The following is a 12,158-nucleotide window of genomic DNA, read 5'->3' as shown; positions in this document are numbered from 1 at the left end:
TCCCTATGAGAAGAGGTTTGTGCTCATGTCTACAACGCTTTCGGGCGATTTGATCGCATTACTCGGCAAAGAAGTGTTTGTCATGACAAATGGCTTTGGTCAGCTTGCTGTAATCGGAAGACTCGATCAGGTTGGTAATGATTTTATACTCGTTTCCTTCGATCAAGATAGCTTTCTTTACGAGCTGCGAATCTTTTATGCAAACATTATTTATGTCCACGAGAATCCAGCAGTTTCATAAACAAGATTCTAAAGAGAGTAGGCTTGCGATGTCTATTATTTCAAATGGAAATCAGATTCTTCCAGGTACTGCTATTTATAGTTTACTCAAGCGCCATATTGGCAGCATTATTTATATAACGACCTCAACTGGAAATGAAGAAGGCCAGTTGATGGCTTTTAACGCTAACTTTTTGACCATTACGACAACTGCGTTAGAAACCAAATATGTACTAACAGCTGAGCTAGTCTCTTTCACATTTCGTTCTTAATAAAAAAGCAGGCTGGATCTAAAGGTTTTTGACCATTAGGTACAGCCTGCTTTTTATTAAAGAGCCCCATTCTCTAGTTCAACAGCATGTCTAGCAATCGCTCTCAAAATATCATCGAACATCTCTTCTTGTTCCCAAATGACTTTGAAGCCTTGCACTAACAAGTCACCCAATCCCTGCTCCAAAGGCCTATGCAGCCACTCGGTATCTGCAACACCAAAGTCAGCTTCGATTCCACTTGCATACTCTATTTTTAGAGAGGTTAGCAAAGCATATTCCTCTTTCGTCGCTTGCTCTATAGCCTCGTATTGGAACTGATATAAAATGGCATCTACTGTTTTTTGCTTCTTCTCGGTAACGAGAAGAAAACTTAAATTCGAATCCTCTTCACTCTCATCGTCCGCACAAGGCCCAACCAACGCAATTCCAGTAATATGCGAATGTCCGCCTGCCCATTTTACAAATTCGTACATAAGCTTATAATGATCCGGTCTCATATTCTTGAACCTCCAAATACCATCGTGGAACTATGCTGTCAAAATAATGATGATCCTCTAACACTCGCTCCAGCTTCTCTACCATAATAGGCAGCTCAGCTGGCCGCACCTTCAATATCCAAACGATTGAGGAGATAATCGTCATCGCAAAATAAAGAGAATATAAGGTCCAGAACTTCTCATCAGGCTCTTGATCGCCATGATATCCTTTAATCGTACCCATCGTAAATGGAATGCTGATTTCACTGCTGAACATCCCGGCCTTCAGAAATTCATGTACCGGATCTCCCCAGTCCCATCGATTAAAATCAATGACGCCTGCTAATCTGCCTTCTTTTACAATTAAATTGCCCACATGGAAATCATCGTGCTGAAAAACGTTTGGCCGATCCTTCATCAGATACAGATTTTGTTCAATAAAAGATAGAATCTTCGCATCGTCTTTCATTCGAGCCCCACTAGCCATATATTGCTCGATATAGCTTTTATGCTTTGCAAGCTTACGGTCATGCCATGACAAGACTGAAGCAGGAGCATGCCACTTATGCATCTTAGCAAGCTCTTGGCCCGCTTCCAATTCAATTGTATATATAACCTTTATTTATTTTTGAAATTCGACTGCTGCCATGAAGGGTGTCTATACCTTTGACAATGTTGTCGATGAGCTCCTGCTCGTTCATAATCCCACCTCGCAAATCCAAATAAAAACGATCTATTCATCACGTATTTCTTAACCAGACGTTTTTATAATCGATTTTACCCCATGCGTTTAACGAAATTCCTTGCAGCGTTTGATGATGTCCTACAATCTGCAGGCTATGATATAAGAACAATATGCTGAAATTTCGTTTGAGCTCCTCTTGTATGCTTATTAAATAACCCATTCTAATATCTGAATTCTCATACCGCAAACAATTCGAAATTTGTTGATTGATATTCATCTTGTCAACCGGACCCAAATGGTTCGTAATAAAACTGTTCTTTGACATATACATCTCAATAAGCGAAATATCGGGCTGCTCTCCGAGTACTTCCCCACTAAGTATCATATCCGCTTTAATTATGATTTCGGGATTAGCAAGCTCTTCGAGCGAAAGCTTTACGATTTCTACTGAAATGCCTAAATGCTTGTATACCCTTTGCAGCCATTTCGAAGTTTGATCATTCGCAGGCATTTCATAAGTATATAGCGTTATGGTCTCGCCCTTATATCCTGACTCTTCAAGCAATGTTGCCGCTAGTTGCGTATCATAATCGTTGTAGAAAACCTTATCCGTATCCTCTAAATTAAAGCCGGTTGAAGGCTGGTGCCTAATGCCGCCTAATTCGTGGATCATTTGCTGCCGATCTATTCCGAAGTGCAAAGCTTGGCGGAACTTCTTTTGCTGTGTGATGCCTTTTTTAGCTGTATTGATGGTAATAAAAGTGCTGCCTTTCTCCAATTGGGCCAGCGCTGGCCTTAAACTCTCCTTGATTTGCGCTTCAAAATAAACCAGTTGATCTTCACCGTCCGACTGCAGCTGCTCTTGATTTTCCTCATAGTTTGGCCACACCCACATTTCAATGCGATCCAGATGAGGACAACCTTCCAAATAATACTCATTGGCTTCTGCAACGAGCATAGACTCATTGTTTTTGGTAATTTTGAACGGTCCAGTCCCAATAGGCATGACGGCAAACTGCTCATCAGAACCAGTACCATCGAGCATTTCAGGTACAATGGAATAACGTTCCGTACAAAGGAAATGAAGAAACAGCGCATTAGGCTCGTTTAGCTCAAAGGTAATGCTGTACTTGCTCGTTTCTTTTATTTCCTTTATCTTGGACGTTAACCACTCCGCAGGCGAGCTTGTGAGCAGTCTTTGAAAAGTAAATGCGACGTCTCGCGAGGTCATTATCTTATCATTGTGAAAACGAACGCCCTTGCGCAAAAAAAACGTCCAGCTCGTTTTCATAACGTTGCTTTCCCAGTAATGAGCAAGCTGAGGGTGGAATTTACCATCCTGATTTGAATATCTGACCAATGTATTAAAAACCTGCTCTATCCAATGCGTCTCCATGCGGCGACAGACGAAAGCAGGATCTAAGCGCAAGAGAGGACGATAAAAGGGAAACCTCAGTATATCCTTCTCCTCCATATCCCGCTTCACGCCAAACAATTCAGACAACCATGTCATAATTTCGGATTTCACAGCTGGATCCTGAAGCATCTCGAGCATGCTCCAAGCCTCGTTGATCTTCCCTTTCTCGACTAGCCCCTTCGCTTTGCCGAGTACGATATCACGGTATGAAACAAGAAATACGATTTGCGAGAGATTTCCGCGGCCACGACCGGGCAACCATTCGATATAGCTCTTTTCCATCATTTTTGTTAAAAGTATTTGTACATTTCTGCGTGTACAAGACAATATGTCGCAGATCCGTTCCATGGATAAAAAAATAGGCTCGCGTTCTGGGTTTGCTAGAAAAGTGTTTCTTAACCTGCAATAATATTCTTCCACATCCATCCTTAACACCACCTAGGAAACGAAGTCTCACTTAGCCAGCTTCGTTGCTGTTTTCTCTCTAAGCCTTGTTACTGTAGGCAACAACTTCCTCATAGGATAATTGCCCGCCAAAAATATCAAGCGCACTTCCGATTGTTAAATCCAGCTTGCCGTTTGAAAGCTCATTAAATTGATCCATATCCGCAATCGACCTTGCTCCGCCGGCATAGGTTGTCGGAATCGTTACCCAATCAGCTAATGAACGAACGAGACTTTGCTGAATGCCGCTTTGCTTGCCTTCCACATCAACAGCATGAACAAGAAACTCATTGCAATACTGCTCAAGGAATGAGATGTTTTGTTGGTTAACAACGAACTCGCTGAATTGCTTCCATTGATTCGTCACAACAAACCATTGCCCGTCCTTCTCCTTGCAGCTTAGATCGATTACTAAACGGTCTTTCCCCACTTCAGCGACGATCTTTGCAAGATGATCCTCATTCAGCTGACCATCTTTAAAAATATAGGAGGTCACAATAATATGCGATGCGCCCTTCTCCAAATAAAAGGCAGCGTTATCTGCAGTAATACCACCGCCAATTTGCAAGCCGCCTGGATATGCTGCAAGAGCCCGAACTGCCGCTTCCTCGTTTCCGCCGCCGAGCATAATAACATGGCCGCCCGTAAGCGCGTCTTTCTTAAAAAGTTCTGCATAATAAGCTGAATCTTGTTTGGATACAAAGTTTTCTATAATTTCGGCATTCAAAGTTTCACCGACGATTTGTTTTACCTTACCGTCATGCAAATCGATACAAGGTCTAAATTTCAATTTTCATTCCTCAATTCTGTATGTTGTAAGTATGAATATTCTCTTATATGAAAAATAACCTAATCCTTTATGTAAATCAACAATGCTGCACAATCTTGATGTATATATTACTTATACTTAACGCTTCTCCACTATACGTGGTGCCTTTAATTCTATCGTTTCAATAAGCTCAGACAAGCTTCTATCTGCCATTGAAGGAATCAGTAAATCATAATCCATGAAAGCAAAATCCTTCGTCAGCTCGTTTGGAACGATCACAGTATTTAGTCCCGCTGCTTTAGCTGCCAAAAAGCCATTTAAAGAATCCTCGAATGAAATCGCTTCACTCGCTTCAACTCCAAGCTTCTGCAGCGCCAGCAAATACAGCTCCGGATTAGGTTTGACCATTTCGACCTCATCAGCCGTACTGAAGCTGTCAAAATAATGATCCAATTGATGTTTAATCAAATATGGCTTTATCCAAGAAAGCTGAGAGCTGGATGCGAGACCAACTTTGAGATTCATTCGCTTCGCCTCATTCAAGTAGTCCATCACGCCTGGGCGAATATCAGCTGACTTAAGAAGCTCTGTATATACTTCTTTGAATTTTGCTTTAACAGCTGCTAAATCTATCGTTTCTGTTACACAATCGGCAATATAAGTATAAGGGTTAAATTGATCCAGCGACGTCCCTACACATTTGGCATACAGCGACACAGGCAGCTCTACTCCATACTCCTCATAAACTTGACGAAAAGCATAATAAGATGGCGTTTCCGTATCAATAATAAGACCGTCAAAATCAAAGACCAACGCTTTAATCAATCGACTCATCCTCTCTATTGTACATTCATTATCTATGCGATTCTTGTTTGATCGCGTAACTGCTTAAATATAGCTCTCTACTAGAAGTATCTGATTCGATGCTGAAAGAAATCTCTTTATGCATAATATCGATTAAATTCTCATTTCTATAGACGCAATGATGATCGTAACTATTGGCTTCATTCAGCATCATAGGCAGTGTGATTGGAATATTGGACACGATGCCGACATTGTTTTTATCCATAATCCATTCGAATGTTTTCCAATCTAAAATCCCTTCATCTGTTTTCTTAGGTGTCGCATATTCAAAGGAAGCCGGCACTTCCGCTATATACGCATACATGCCGCCAAAATCAAAATTATCGCCAGACCAGGTAACTAATCCTTTAAAATGCAAATCGTAATGACAAATACCCGTTTCTTCTTCAATCTCTCTAATCATCGCTTCCCTCGGAGACTCCTGCGCTTCGAGCTTGCCGCCAATCCCATTCCAGCAGCCCATCCAGCTGGATTTCTCACGATTAAGCAATAATATTTCATTTGAGCGTTTAATAAAACAAATATTATATTTCAGCATGATCGTTCTCCTATGTTCGTGTTCTTATATAAAATTTGTACTATTCCTACCTATCATCATAGCTATACTTTACCACATTGCTGTTTTAGAAGAGAACCTGTCCACAAAATTAAGAAGATTTCCCAAAAAGCATGAAATCACTTTTTAGAAAATCTTCATTATCATCATATCTGCTTATTTCGGTTTATAGGAGAAGTTTGGATATTTTACGACAGGCCATTTCTCTTTGCGCAGGGCATCCATCAGCTCCGGACCGACATGTAAATTACTTTCAACCAGTTCACACGGAGTTAGCGCCATCCACTGGTTCAATGACACATCAACAAAGCGATCACTTTTGAACATCTCCAAAAACCAAAGTGATTGGCTGCCCGTATTTTGGATATAATGTCCATAAGCAAATGGAACGTATCCAACGTCACCAGCACGATAATCAAAGGTTCGAGCGACACCGTTTCCAGCAAACACGGTCATTCGACCCTGTCCAGCAAGATAATATTGCCACTCATCGTTGTTTGGATGCCAGTGAAGCTCACGCATTCCTCCCGGTAGTATCTCTACGAGGGCAGCAGCAATCGTTTTCGAGATGGGAAAGTTCGAGGAATCCACAATCCGCACACTTCCGCCAGGAATTTTAAGTGGTGGCTGCGCCAACAAGCGATGTGTAAAAGGAGATGGAACCTCACCATAGGGAGATTGCACCTTTTGGCTTTCAATCGACCCTGGCACCTTATCTTGATAAATATAAACCTGATCGGAAGGAATATGTTGAAAAGCGCTTTCGGGAACGCCAAAATTTGCAGACAACACGTCTTTTGGGGTATGTGCAAACCAATCGGAGATGGATAATGTATTCAAATCAGAGAAGGTGCCATCATCAAAAACAAGCAAAAATTCGCAGCCGCCCTCAAGCCCTTGAATGGAATGAGGGATGCCAGCTGGAAAATACCAAAGATCTCCTTCACCAATGTCAGCGATCATATTGCGTCCAGCTTGATCAACTGAAGTAATTCGCGCTTTACCAAGCAGCATATAAGCCCATTCGGCTTGCTGATGCCAGTGCATCTCCCGAACGCCGCCTGCTGTGAGACTCATATTGACTGCCGCGAGAGTTGTTGCAATCGGTAAATCTCGAACCGTTACCTCGCGTGACCAGCCGCCTTTGTTTAATTGCATATGTGTATCCGAGAATGAAAATTTCAAATTAGGAAGCAAACCCGAATCGGTAACGGGGGGAACGAGCATGTTCGGGTTTTCAATATCACGCATAATATCACGCGGACCTTGGTCTATATTTCCCGTTCCATCACTTGCTCGAATGGGCTGAGGGATAACTGTGCTGTTATTTGGATCTTGGGGATGATCCTCCATCATAGTCCTCCTCGATTTTAAAATATGTGTAGTAGCTTTCATAACCTATACAGCTTATGATGGGAAAATGAGGAATATTCAAATTGTCAGCAGGCATAAGTCGTGCCAATAAAGGTGATCATGCAACGAGGGAGGAATTTATGATGATAAAAAAAGCAGTTACACTACTAACCCTTTTAATCATTTGTTCAAGTTGCAGCACGGGTAACACTTCAACATCTCCATCACCAACAATAAGTCCAAGTGACCAGCCAACGATTATGCCTAGTCCGAAACCGACTGACAGATCGACTGACAAGCCAGCGGAACAAAATGATCCGCTTAAACAAAAAATCGCCAACATGACTTTAGATGAAAAAATCGGCCAAATGGTCATCGTAGGCCTTGAAGGTACTTCAATGGATAAGCAGGCAAAAGAGCTGATTGAAAAATACCGGGTTGGCGGATTTATTTTGTATAAGGACAATATGAACGATGCAGCACAAATATTAAAACTGCTTAATCAGCTAAAAGAAACCAATCAAAAAAACCAAACACCTCTATGGCTAAGTGTCGATCAAGAGGGCGGAAAAGTGAATCGTATGCCCGAAGAGTACATTAAGCTTCCTCCCCCCGCTGAGGTTGGTAAAGCTGGCAATACCGATTACACATTTCAAATTGGACAAGCTCTTGGTGAAGAAGTTCGCTCCATCGGATTTAACATGGATTTTGCGCCTGTATTAGATATTAACAGCAACCCAAAAAATCCTGTCATCGGCAATCGATCCTACGGGACCAACGCAGAAACAGTCATTACACATGGCCTGGAAACGATGAAAGCCATTCAGTCTAAGCAAGTGGCTGCAGTCGTCAAGCATTTTCCAGGACACGGCGATACTTCAGTAGATTCTCATCTCGATCTGCCTGTCGTGAATAAATCCTTGGCAGAGCTTAAGGCATTTGAGCTGCTTCCATTCGTCGAAGCGATCCAGCAGGATACCGATGCGATTATGATTGCCCATTTGTTAATTCCGAAGATCGATAAAGACTACCCTGCTTCCCTTTCCAAAAAGATGATTTCTAAATTATTGCGCGAGGAACTAGGTTATGAAGGAGTCGTTATGACTGATGATATGACGATGGGCGGCATAACGGAGCATTTTGATGTTGGGAAAGCTGCAGTCACCTCGATTTTGGCTGGAAGTGATATCATCCTCATCGGACATGATTACAAAACGCAGCTATCCGTCCTCCAATCGCTCAAAAAAAGTGCACGCGACGGCGTTATTTCGAGGGATATGCTGGATAAAAGCGTTTATCGCATTTTAAGATTAAAAGAAAAGTATAAGCTTGAAGATAAAACACTACCTTCTATAGATGTAAAAGCTGTCAATCTTCAAATCAAAGCCGCTATTCAATCAAAATAAAGTGAATTGCAGGAGACAGATCTACCTATTGTTCAAATCGACTCTACAGTATAAGTAAAAACATCCATAAAAAAAGCTCAGACCTCGTTATGAGATCTGAGCCATTTTTTATTTAAACGAATTACAAAGCAAGAATGTGATAACCGGCATCCACGTGAAGTACTTCCCCTGTGATGCCTCTCGACAACTGGCTAAGCAAGAACATCGTTGCATCTCCAACTTCATCCTGATCTATATTGCGACGAAGCGGCGCTCTTTCTTCGATCGTGGACATAATGTCATTAAAGCCTGAAACGCCTTTTGCAGCAAGCGTCCGAATTGGACCTGCAGATACCGCGTTAACACGAATGCCATATTTGCCCAAATCCTCAGCGAGGTACATTACACTGGCTTCAAGCGCGGCTTTCGCAACGCCCATAACATTATAGTTTTTTACCACTCGTTCTGCGCCGATATACGTTTGCGTAACGATGCTTCCGCCTTCGGTCATAAGCTTCTTCGCTTCACGCGCAACGGCAACTAACGAGTAGGAGCTGGAGTTTTGCGCAAGCAAATAACCTTCTCTTGTTGTGTCTACATATTCCCCTTGCAGCTCATCCTTCTCAGCAAACGCGACGGAATGAACTACGCCATGAATAACGCCAACCTTCTGCTCCAATTGCTTAAATGCCTCAATAACACTATTGTCATCAAGCACATCGCAGGAAACGGCTTCCAACGCTTCTATTTGATGCTGCTCGAGCAGTTTTTTGAGTTTTTCCAATGATCTTTCCTTACGGTAAGTGAAAACCAGCTTAGCACCTTGATTGTGCAGTGATTTAGCTACTCCCCAAGCTATGCTGCGTTCATTGGCTACACCCATAATTACGATTACCTTGTTGTTCATTAAGTTAGACATGATGTTCCTCCCAGTTTCCTAAGTTCTTTTTCTTAAAATCGAATGTGCTTCACCTGCGTGATCACGTGGTCAAACGATCTTTTTAACGAGCTTCTTTGGTCCGGCAGCAATTGAATATTCGAAAGCGAAGCAATATGCTCCACATTATCCATGATGGACGAATGATCCGTTTGCAGATGGTGACCAAACCTTTCATCCGAAAGAGCTGCCACACATCTCTTTATTTGCTGTATCGGCCAAGAGTTTTTCCGCTCGCCTCTGCCCCGAAGCCGTTTCATTAAAGTCTCTTCCGTTGCACACAGAGCATAGTGATTAATTTCCACTCCATCTCCCCGCAAGCGACCAATGATCTCCTCAAAATATTGCGGATTTACGACTGTCATCGGTACGATTATGATGCCATCATAGGTTTCATCGAGATGCTTTAGCATCGCATAATTAAAGTCACGCCACATTGGATTTTGTTGAAAATCACTTGTATGAGTTGAACGCGGCGTATTTTTACGAATAAAATAACCAACATTCTCTGGATCGTATACAAATGAATGTTCCGCTCTTTTATGCAGTTCATACGCAGTTTGTGTCTTCCCAGCGCCAAATGCGCCATTAATCCATATAATCATGACTGTCACCTCGACATCATTGTCATATCATTGTTCTATACTAACGATTCGCTTCGTCATATTCAACTTCTATTTCGAAATTGGCATACTTTTTTCTATTAAAGCTGCCTGTCGCTCATAGATAATATAATCTGTAAGTATCGGTTCAGCTCCAGCTTGCCTAAGCAATAAAGCGATTTGTCCGCGGTGGTAGCTGCCATGCAAAACAACCTGTGTAAGGATATCGCTTATTTTTGTAGTAAATGGATTTCCTTTACTGTCTGAGTAGTAACTTTCATTCCCATAGTCCGATTCAACCAGCTTGGAGAACAAAATTTCATAATCCGCTTTATTTTGCTCAGCGAAACGTTCACATTGCTCTAAGGTGTGGGTCGGCCAAATCGCCATCCCTGCACTATCTTCTCCATTAATACGGGTTAGCCATACCTTCTCGGCAGCAAGAACATGACTAAGCAAGCTTAATGGCTTCTCCATAGGAAGATCACTCGATTTCAACACCATAATAACTTGAGCATTCGCCCACGCGATATGTTGGAAACACTTCACAAAATGGTTATGTAAATATCCTTCATTAGATTTGCCAACTGTAACAATATGAAGCGGTATTGATAGAGTCGATGACAATGTGATTTCGAGCTGCTGCCCAGGAACTAACTCATTTAAAATTTCAGGATAGATGACTCTAATTCGTTTCACTTTGCCGTTTTCGTTTAAAACATAAATAATATTTTTATGCTTGCTAACCATTTTGGCATGGATGATTTGGTAGTTTTTGTTGAATACATCCACGACGTATACTATAAAAAAAACAATCATAACAAATGTTACAAGAAAGAAAAAGAATCCTAGAGCTTCAGGACCATCATTCAAATAAATGTTTATAAATTGAATAATGGCATTCAAAACAAGTACAAAGCTTGCCAGAAGACCCGTGTAGATGGACCTCATCGGTTTAAGATTCATATGCTCAACCCCCTCAATGTTGTTGTCAACGTACAAACTTATCCTATCTTTCGGACGACAAAAGTGATGCAATCACTGCTCAGCAAAATATCCCTTTCATTTCTAACGATTGCAAATTCCAGCTGTTTGACGTGGTGGTCAATGACTTCCCAGCTCGTATATGCTTTGCTTAACAAATGCTCCATCGCTTGTGTTTCCATATTTACTTCAATAAGAACTTCTAGGCTTTCACCGCTTCGTATATCTGTTTCGCGAATATTGGTGTTTATGATGATACAATTGATTCCATTATCTTTTGTACCCGCAGTCATATGATGCAGTGTATGATGCAGCATCGCTTCAGTATTCACATGCTCCAGCGAGGATACTGCTACAATATAATCATATTCTTTCTCTGAAATTGTAAAATTGCCTATATCGCTTGCAACCGGCTTTAGTAAATGATGCACTCCAAATTGCTCGCCATAACTCATTAGCTTACGCAGGGCTGACTCCAAGAGATCCACGCATACCACTTGTCCCTGAATATGATGTTCTTGCAATACCTTCGCTATCGGTATGCTATTTCTACCTACTCCGCAGCCTAAATCAAGAACAGATCGTGGGCCTGATTGATCAAGTAAGTCAAGATTTTTCATAACCGTCAGCACAGGCTTATGCAGCCACGAGCCTTCCTCAAACAATTTATAATCATCATAGCAGGCTTCGTGATATTTTTTCTCTTCCTCTCTAATTCTCGCTACCCTCTCATCCATAAAAAAACCCTCTCTCTTTTATGTGGCGTACTGGGTAATATTGATAGGTCTACTTAAATCCTGACATAACGATGAGGTGGAAGCAACAAAATTTTACACAGGTATCGCATAATTAATGGGTAAATAAAAAAAAAGGAATTGCTGACTCGCGCCGAGCAATCCCTTTAGATTTATTATGGCTCAATGGAAACGAGCGTAGGTCTTTCCCATTTTCGGTGTTCATATTTAATATAATAATCATGATCCACTTCAATTAATTTATAGATGCCTTTAGGAATTTGAATCATGTCTTGCTGCCCGCTCAAGTCCTGAATTTTGATGGCTGTTTCATGAACCTCAATCACTTTCACCTGTGCTCCTGTTACATTCGAGTAAGAATTCCATATCGCTAATGCAAACAAGAGCAATAGGATCATTCCGATGGCAGCGAGCCTGTTAGTCTTTTTCATATCTACCTC

15 protein-coding genes are annotated in these 12,158 nt (G+C 41.5%); 3 read left to right on the top strand and 12 right to left on the bottom strand.

Annotated elements, in window-relative coordinates:
- The first annotated feature begins 25 nt into the window (after positions 1–25).
- Positions 26–241 (top strand): hypothetical protein, encoded by a 216-nt coding sequence (locus tag MHH56_RS15410; RefSeq protein ID WP_339209148.1) that lies wholly within the window; start codon positions 26–28, stop codon positions 239–241.
- Positions 213–491: a hypothetical protein gene (locus tag MHH56_RS15405; RefSeq protein WP_339209147.1), complete on the top strand. Its 279-nt coding sequence runs from the start codon at positions 213–215 to the stop codon at positions 489–491. Before MHH56_RS15410 ends, MHH56_RS15405 begins: the two co-directional genes overlap by 29 nt.
- Before the next feature lie 56 nt (positions 492–547).
- Here the strand turns inward: MHH56_RS15405 and MHH56_RS15400 are convergent, their stop codons facing one another.
- From MHH56_RS15400 to MHH56_RS15370, 7 genes are all read right to left on the bottom strand, one after another.
- A complete protein-coding gene (locus MHH56_RS15400; RefSeq protein WP_339209146.1) occupies positions 548–988 on the bottom strand; it encodes a hypothetical protein in 441 nt (146 codons plus the stop codon).
- Positions 969–1,565, bottom strand: coding sequence for an aminoglycoside phosphotransferase family protein (locus MHH56_RS15395; protein ID WP_339209145.1), 597 nt, complete (start codon positions 1,563–1,565; stop codon positions 969–971). Before MHH56_RS15395 ends, MHH56_RS15400 begins: the two co-directional genes overlap by 20 nt.
- Positions 1,566–1,707: 142 nt before the next feature.
- Positions 1,708–3,495 carry an ABC transporter substrate-binding protein gene (locus MHH56_RS15390; protein ID WP_339209144.1) on the bottom strand — a complete coding sequence of 596 codons (1,788 nt, stop codon included), beginning with the start codon at positions 3,493–3,495 and terminating at the stop codon, positions 1,708–1,710.
- A gap of 58 nt (positions 3,496–3,553) precedes the next feature.
- Positions 3,554–4,303, bottom strand: coding sequence for a phosphoribosylformimino-5-aminoimidazole carboxamide ribotide isomerase (gene hisA / locus MHH56_RS15385; protein WP_339209142.1), 750 nt, complete (start codon positions 4,301–4,303; stop codon positions 3,554–3,556).
- 117 nt (positions 4,304–4,420) lie between these two features.
- Positions 4,421–5,116 (bottom strand): HAD family hydrolase, encoded by a 696-nt coding sequence (locus MHH56_RS15380; RefSeq protein ID WP_339209141.1) that lies wholly within the window; start codon positions 5,114–5,116, stop codon positions 4,421–4,423.
- 19 nt (positions 5,117–5,135) lie between these two features.
- Positions 5,136–5,684: an 8-oxo-dGTP diphosphatase gene (locus tag MHH56_RS15375; RefSeq protein WP_339209138.1), complete on the bottom strand. Its 549-nt coding sequence runs from the start codon at positions 5,682–5,684 to the stop codon at positions 5,136–5,138.
- A gap of 174 nt (positions 5,685–5,858) precedes the next feature.
- Positions 5,859–7,058: an oxalate decarboxylase family bicupin gene (locus tag MHH56_RS15370; RefSeq protein ID WP_339209137.1), complete on the bottom strand. Its 1,200-nt coding sequence runs from the start codon at positions 7,056–7,058 to the stop codon at positions 5,859–5,861.
- A gap of 137 nt (positions 7,059–7,195) precedes the next feature.
- Between MHH56_RS15370 and nagZ the strand changes: the two genes are divergently transcribed.
- Positions 7,196–8,461 carry a beta-N-acetylhexosaminidase gene (gene nagZ / locus MHH56_RS15365; protein ID WP_339209135.1) on the top strand — a complete coding sequence of 422 codons (1,266 nt, stop codon included), beginning with the start codon at positions 7,196–7,198 and terminating at the stop codon, positions 8,459–8,461.
- Positions 8,462–8,582: 121 nt separating this feature from the next.
- On the opposite strand, the gene fabI is transcribed toward nagZ, so the two are convergent.
- From fabI to MHH56_RS15340, 5 genes are all read right to left on the bottom strand, one after another.
- Positions 8,583–9,359 (bottom strand): enoyl-ACP reductase FabI, encoded by a 777-nt coding sequence (fabI, locus tag MHH56_RS15360; RefSeq protein WP_076269326.1) that lies wholly within the window; start codon positions 9,357–9,359, stop codon positions 8,583–8,585.
- A gap of 32 nt (positions 9,360–9,391) precedes the next feature.
- Complete coding sequence (locus MHH56_RS15355) at positions 9,392–9,982, bottom strand: AAA family ATPase (RefSeq protein ID WP_339209134.1); 591 nt, start codon at positions 9,980–9,982, stop codon at positions 9,392–9,394.
- Positions 9,983–10,051: 69 nt separating this feature from the next.
- The gene (locus MHH56_RS15350; protein WP_339209132.1) at positions 10,052–10,945 is read right to left on the bottom strand and encodes a DinB family protein; all 894 of its coding nucleotides are present in this window, start codon (positions 10,943–10,945) and stop codon (positions 10,052–10,054) included.
- Between the two features lie 38 nt (positions 10,946–10,983).
- Positions 10,984–11,700, bottom strand: coding sequence for a class I SAM-dependent methyltransferase (locus MHH56_RS15345; RefSeq protein ID WP_339209130.1), 717 nt, complete (start codon positions 11,698–11,700; stop codon positions 10,984–10,986).
- 173 nt (positions 11,701–11,873) lie between these two features.
- Positions 11,874–12,149 carry a hypothetical protein gene (locus MHH56_RS15340; RefSeq protein ID WP_339209129.1) on the bottom strand — a complete coding sequence of 92 codons (276 nt, stop codon included), beginning with the start codon at positions 12,147–12,149 and terminating at the stop codon, positions 11,874–11,876.
- Between the last annotated feature and the right edge of the window lie 9 nt (positions 12,150–12,158).

Source organism: Paenibacillus sp. FSL K6-3182 (assembly GCF_037976325.1).
Taxonomy (GTDB): Bacteria; Bacillota; Bacilli; order Paenibacillales; family Paenibacillaceae; genus Pristimantibacillus.
This window is presented reverse-complemented; position numbering and strand designations above follow the sequence as displayed.

Excerpts from the sequence above, each read along its gene's own strand:
- MHH56_RS15410 (WP_339209148.1), top strand. The coding sequence starts at position 26 with ATGTCTACAACGCTTTCGGGCGATTTGATCGCATTACTCGGCAAAGAA.
- MHH56_RS15405 (WP_339209147.1), top strand. The coding sequence starts at position 213 with ATGTCCACGAGAATCCAGCAGTTTCATAAACAAGATTCTAAAGAGAGT.
- MHH56_RS15370 (WP_339209137.1), bottom strand. The coding sequence starts at position 7,058 with ATGATGGAGGATCATCCCCAAGATCCAAATAACAGCACAGTTATCCCT.
- MHH56_RS15380 (WP_339209141.1), bottom strand. The coding sequence starts at position 5,116 with ATGAGTCGATTGATTAAAGCGTTGGTCTTTGATTTTGACGGTCTTATT.
- nagZ (WP_339209135.1), top strand. The coding sequence starts at position 7,196 with ATGATGATAAAAAAAGCAGTTACACTACTAACCCTTTTAATCATTTGT.
- MHH56_RS15400 (WP_339209146.1), bottom strand. The coding sequence starts at position 988 with ATGAGACCGGATCATTATAAGCTTATGTACGAATTTGTAAAATGGGCA.
- MHH56_RS15350 (WP_339209132.1), bottom strand. The coding sequence starts at position 10,945 with ATGAATCTTAAACCGATGAGGTCCATCTACACGGGTCTTCTGGCAAGC.
- MHH56_RS15375 (WP_339209138.1), bottom strand. The coding sequence starts at position 5,684 with ATGCTGAAATATAATATTTGTTTTATTAAACGCTCAAATGAAATATTA.
- fabI (WP_076269326.1), bottom strand. The coding sequence starts at position 9,359 with ATGTCTAACTTAATGAACAACAAGGTAATCGTAATTATGGGTGTAGCC.
- MHH56_RS15355 (WP_339209134.1), bottom strand. The coding sequence starts at position 9,982 with ATGATTATATGGATTAATGGCGCATTTGGCGCTGGGAAGACACAAACT.
- MHH56_RS15345 (WP_339209130.1), bottom strand. The coding sequence starts at position 11,700 with ATGGATGAGAGGGTAGCGAGAATTAGAGAGGAAGAGAAAAAATATCAC.
- MHH56_RS15390 (WP_339209144.1), bottom strand. The coding sequence starts at position 3,495 with ATGGATGTGGAAGAATATTATTGCAGGTTAAGAAACACTTTTCTAGCA.
- MHH56_RS15340 (WP_339209129.1), bottom strand. The coding sequence starts at position 12,149 with ATGAAAAAGACTAACAGGCTCGCTGCCATCGGAATGATCCTATTGCTC.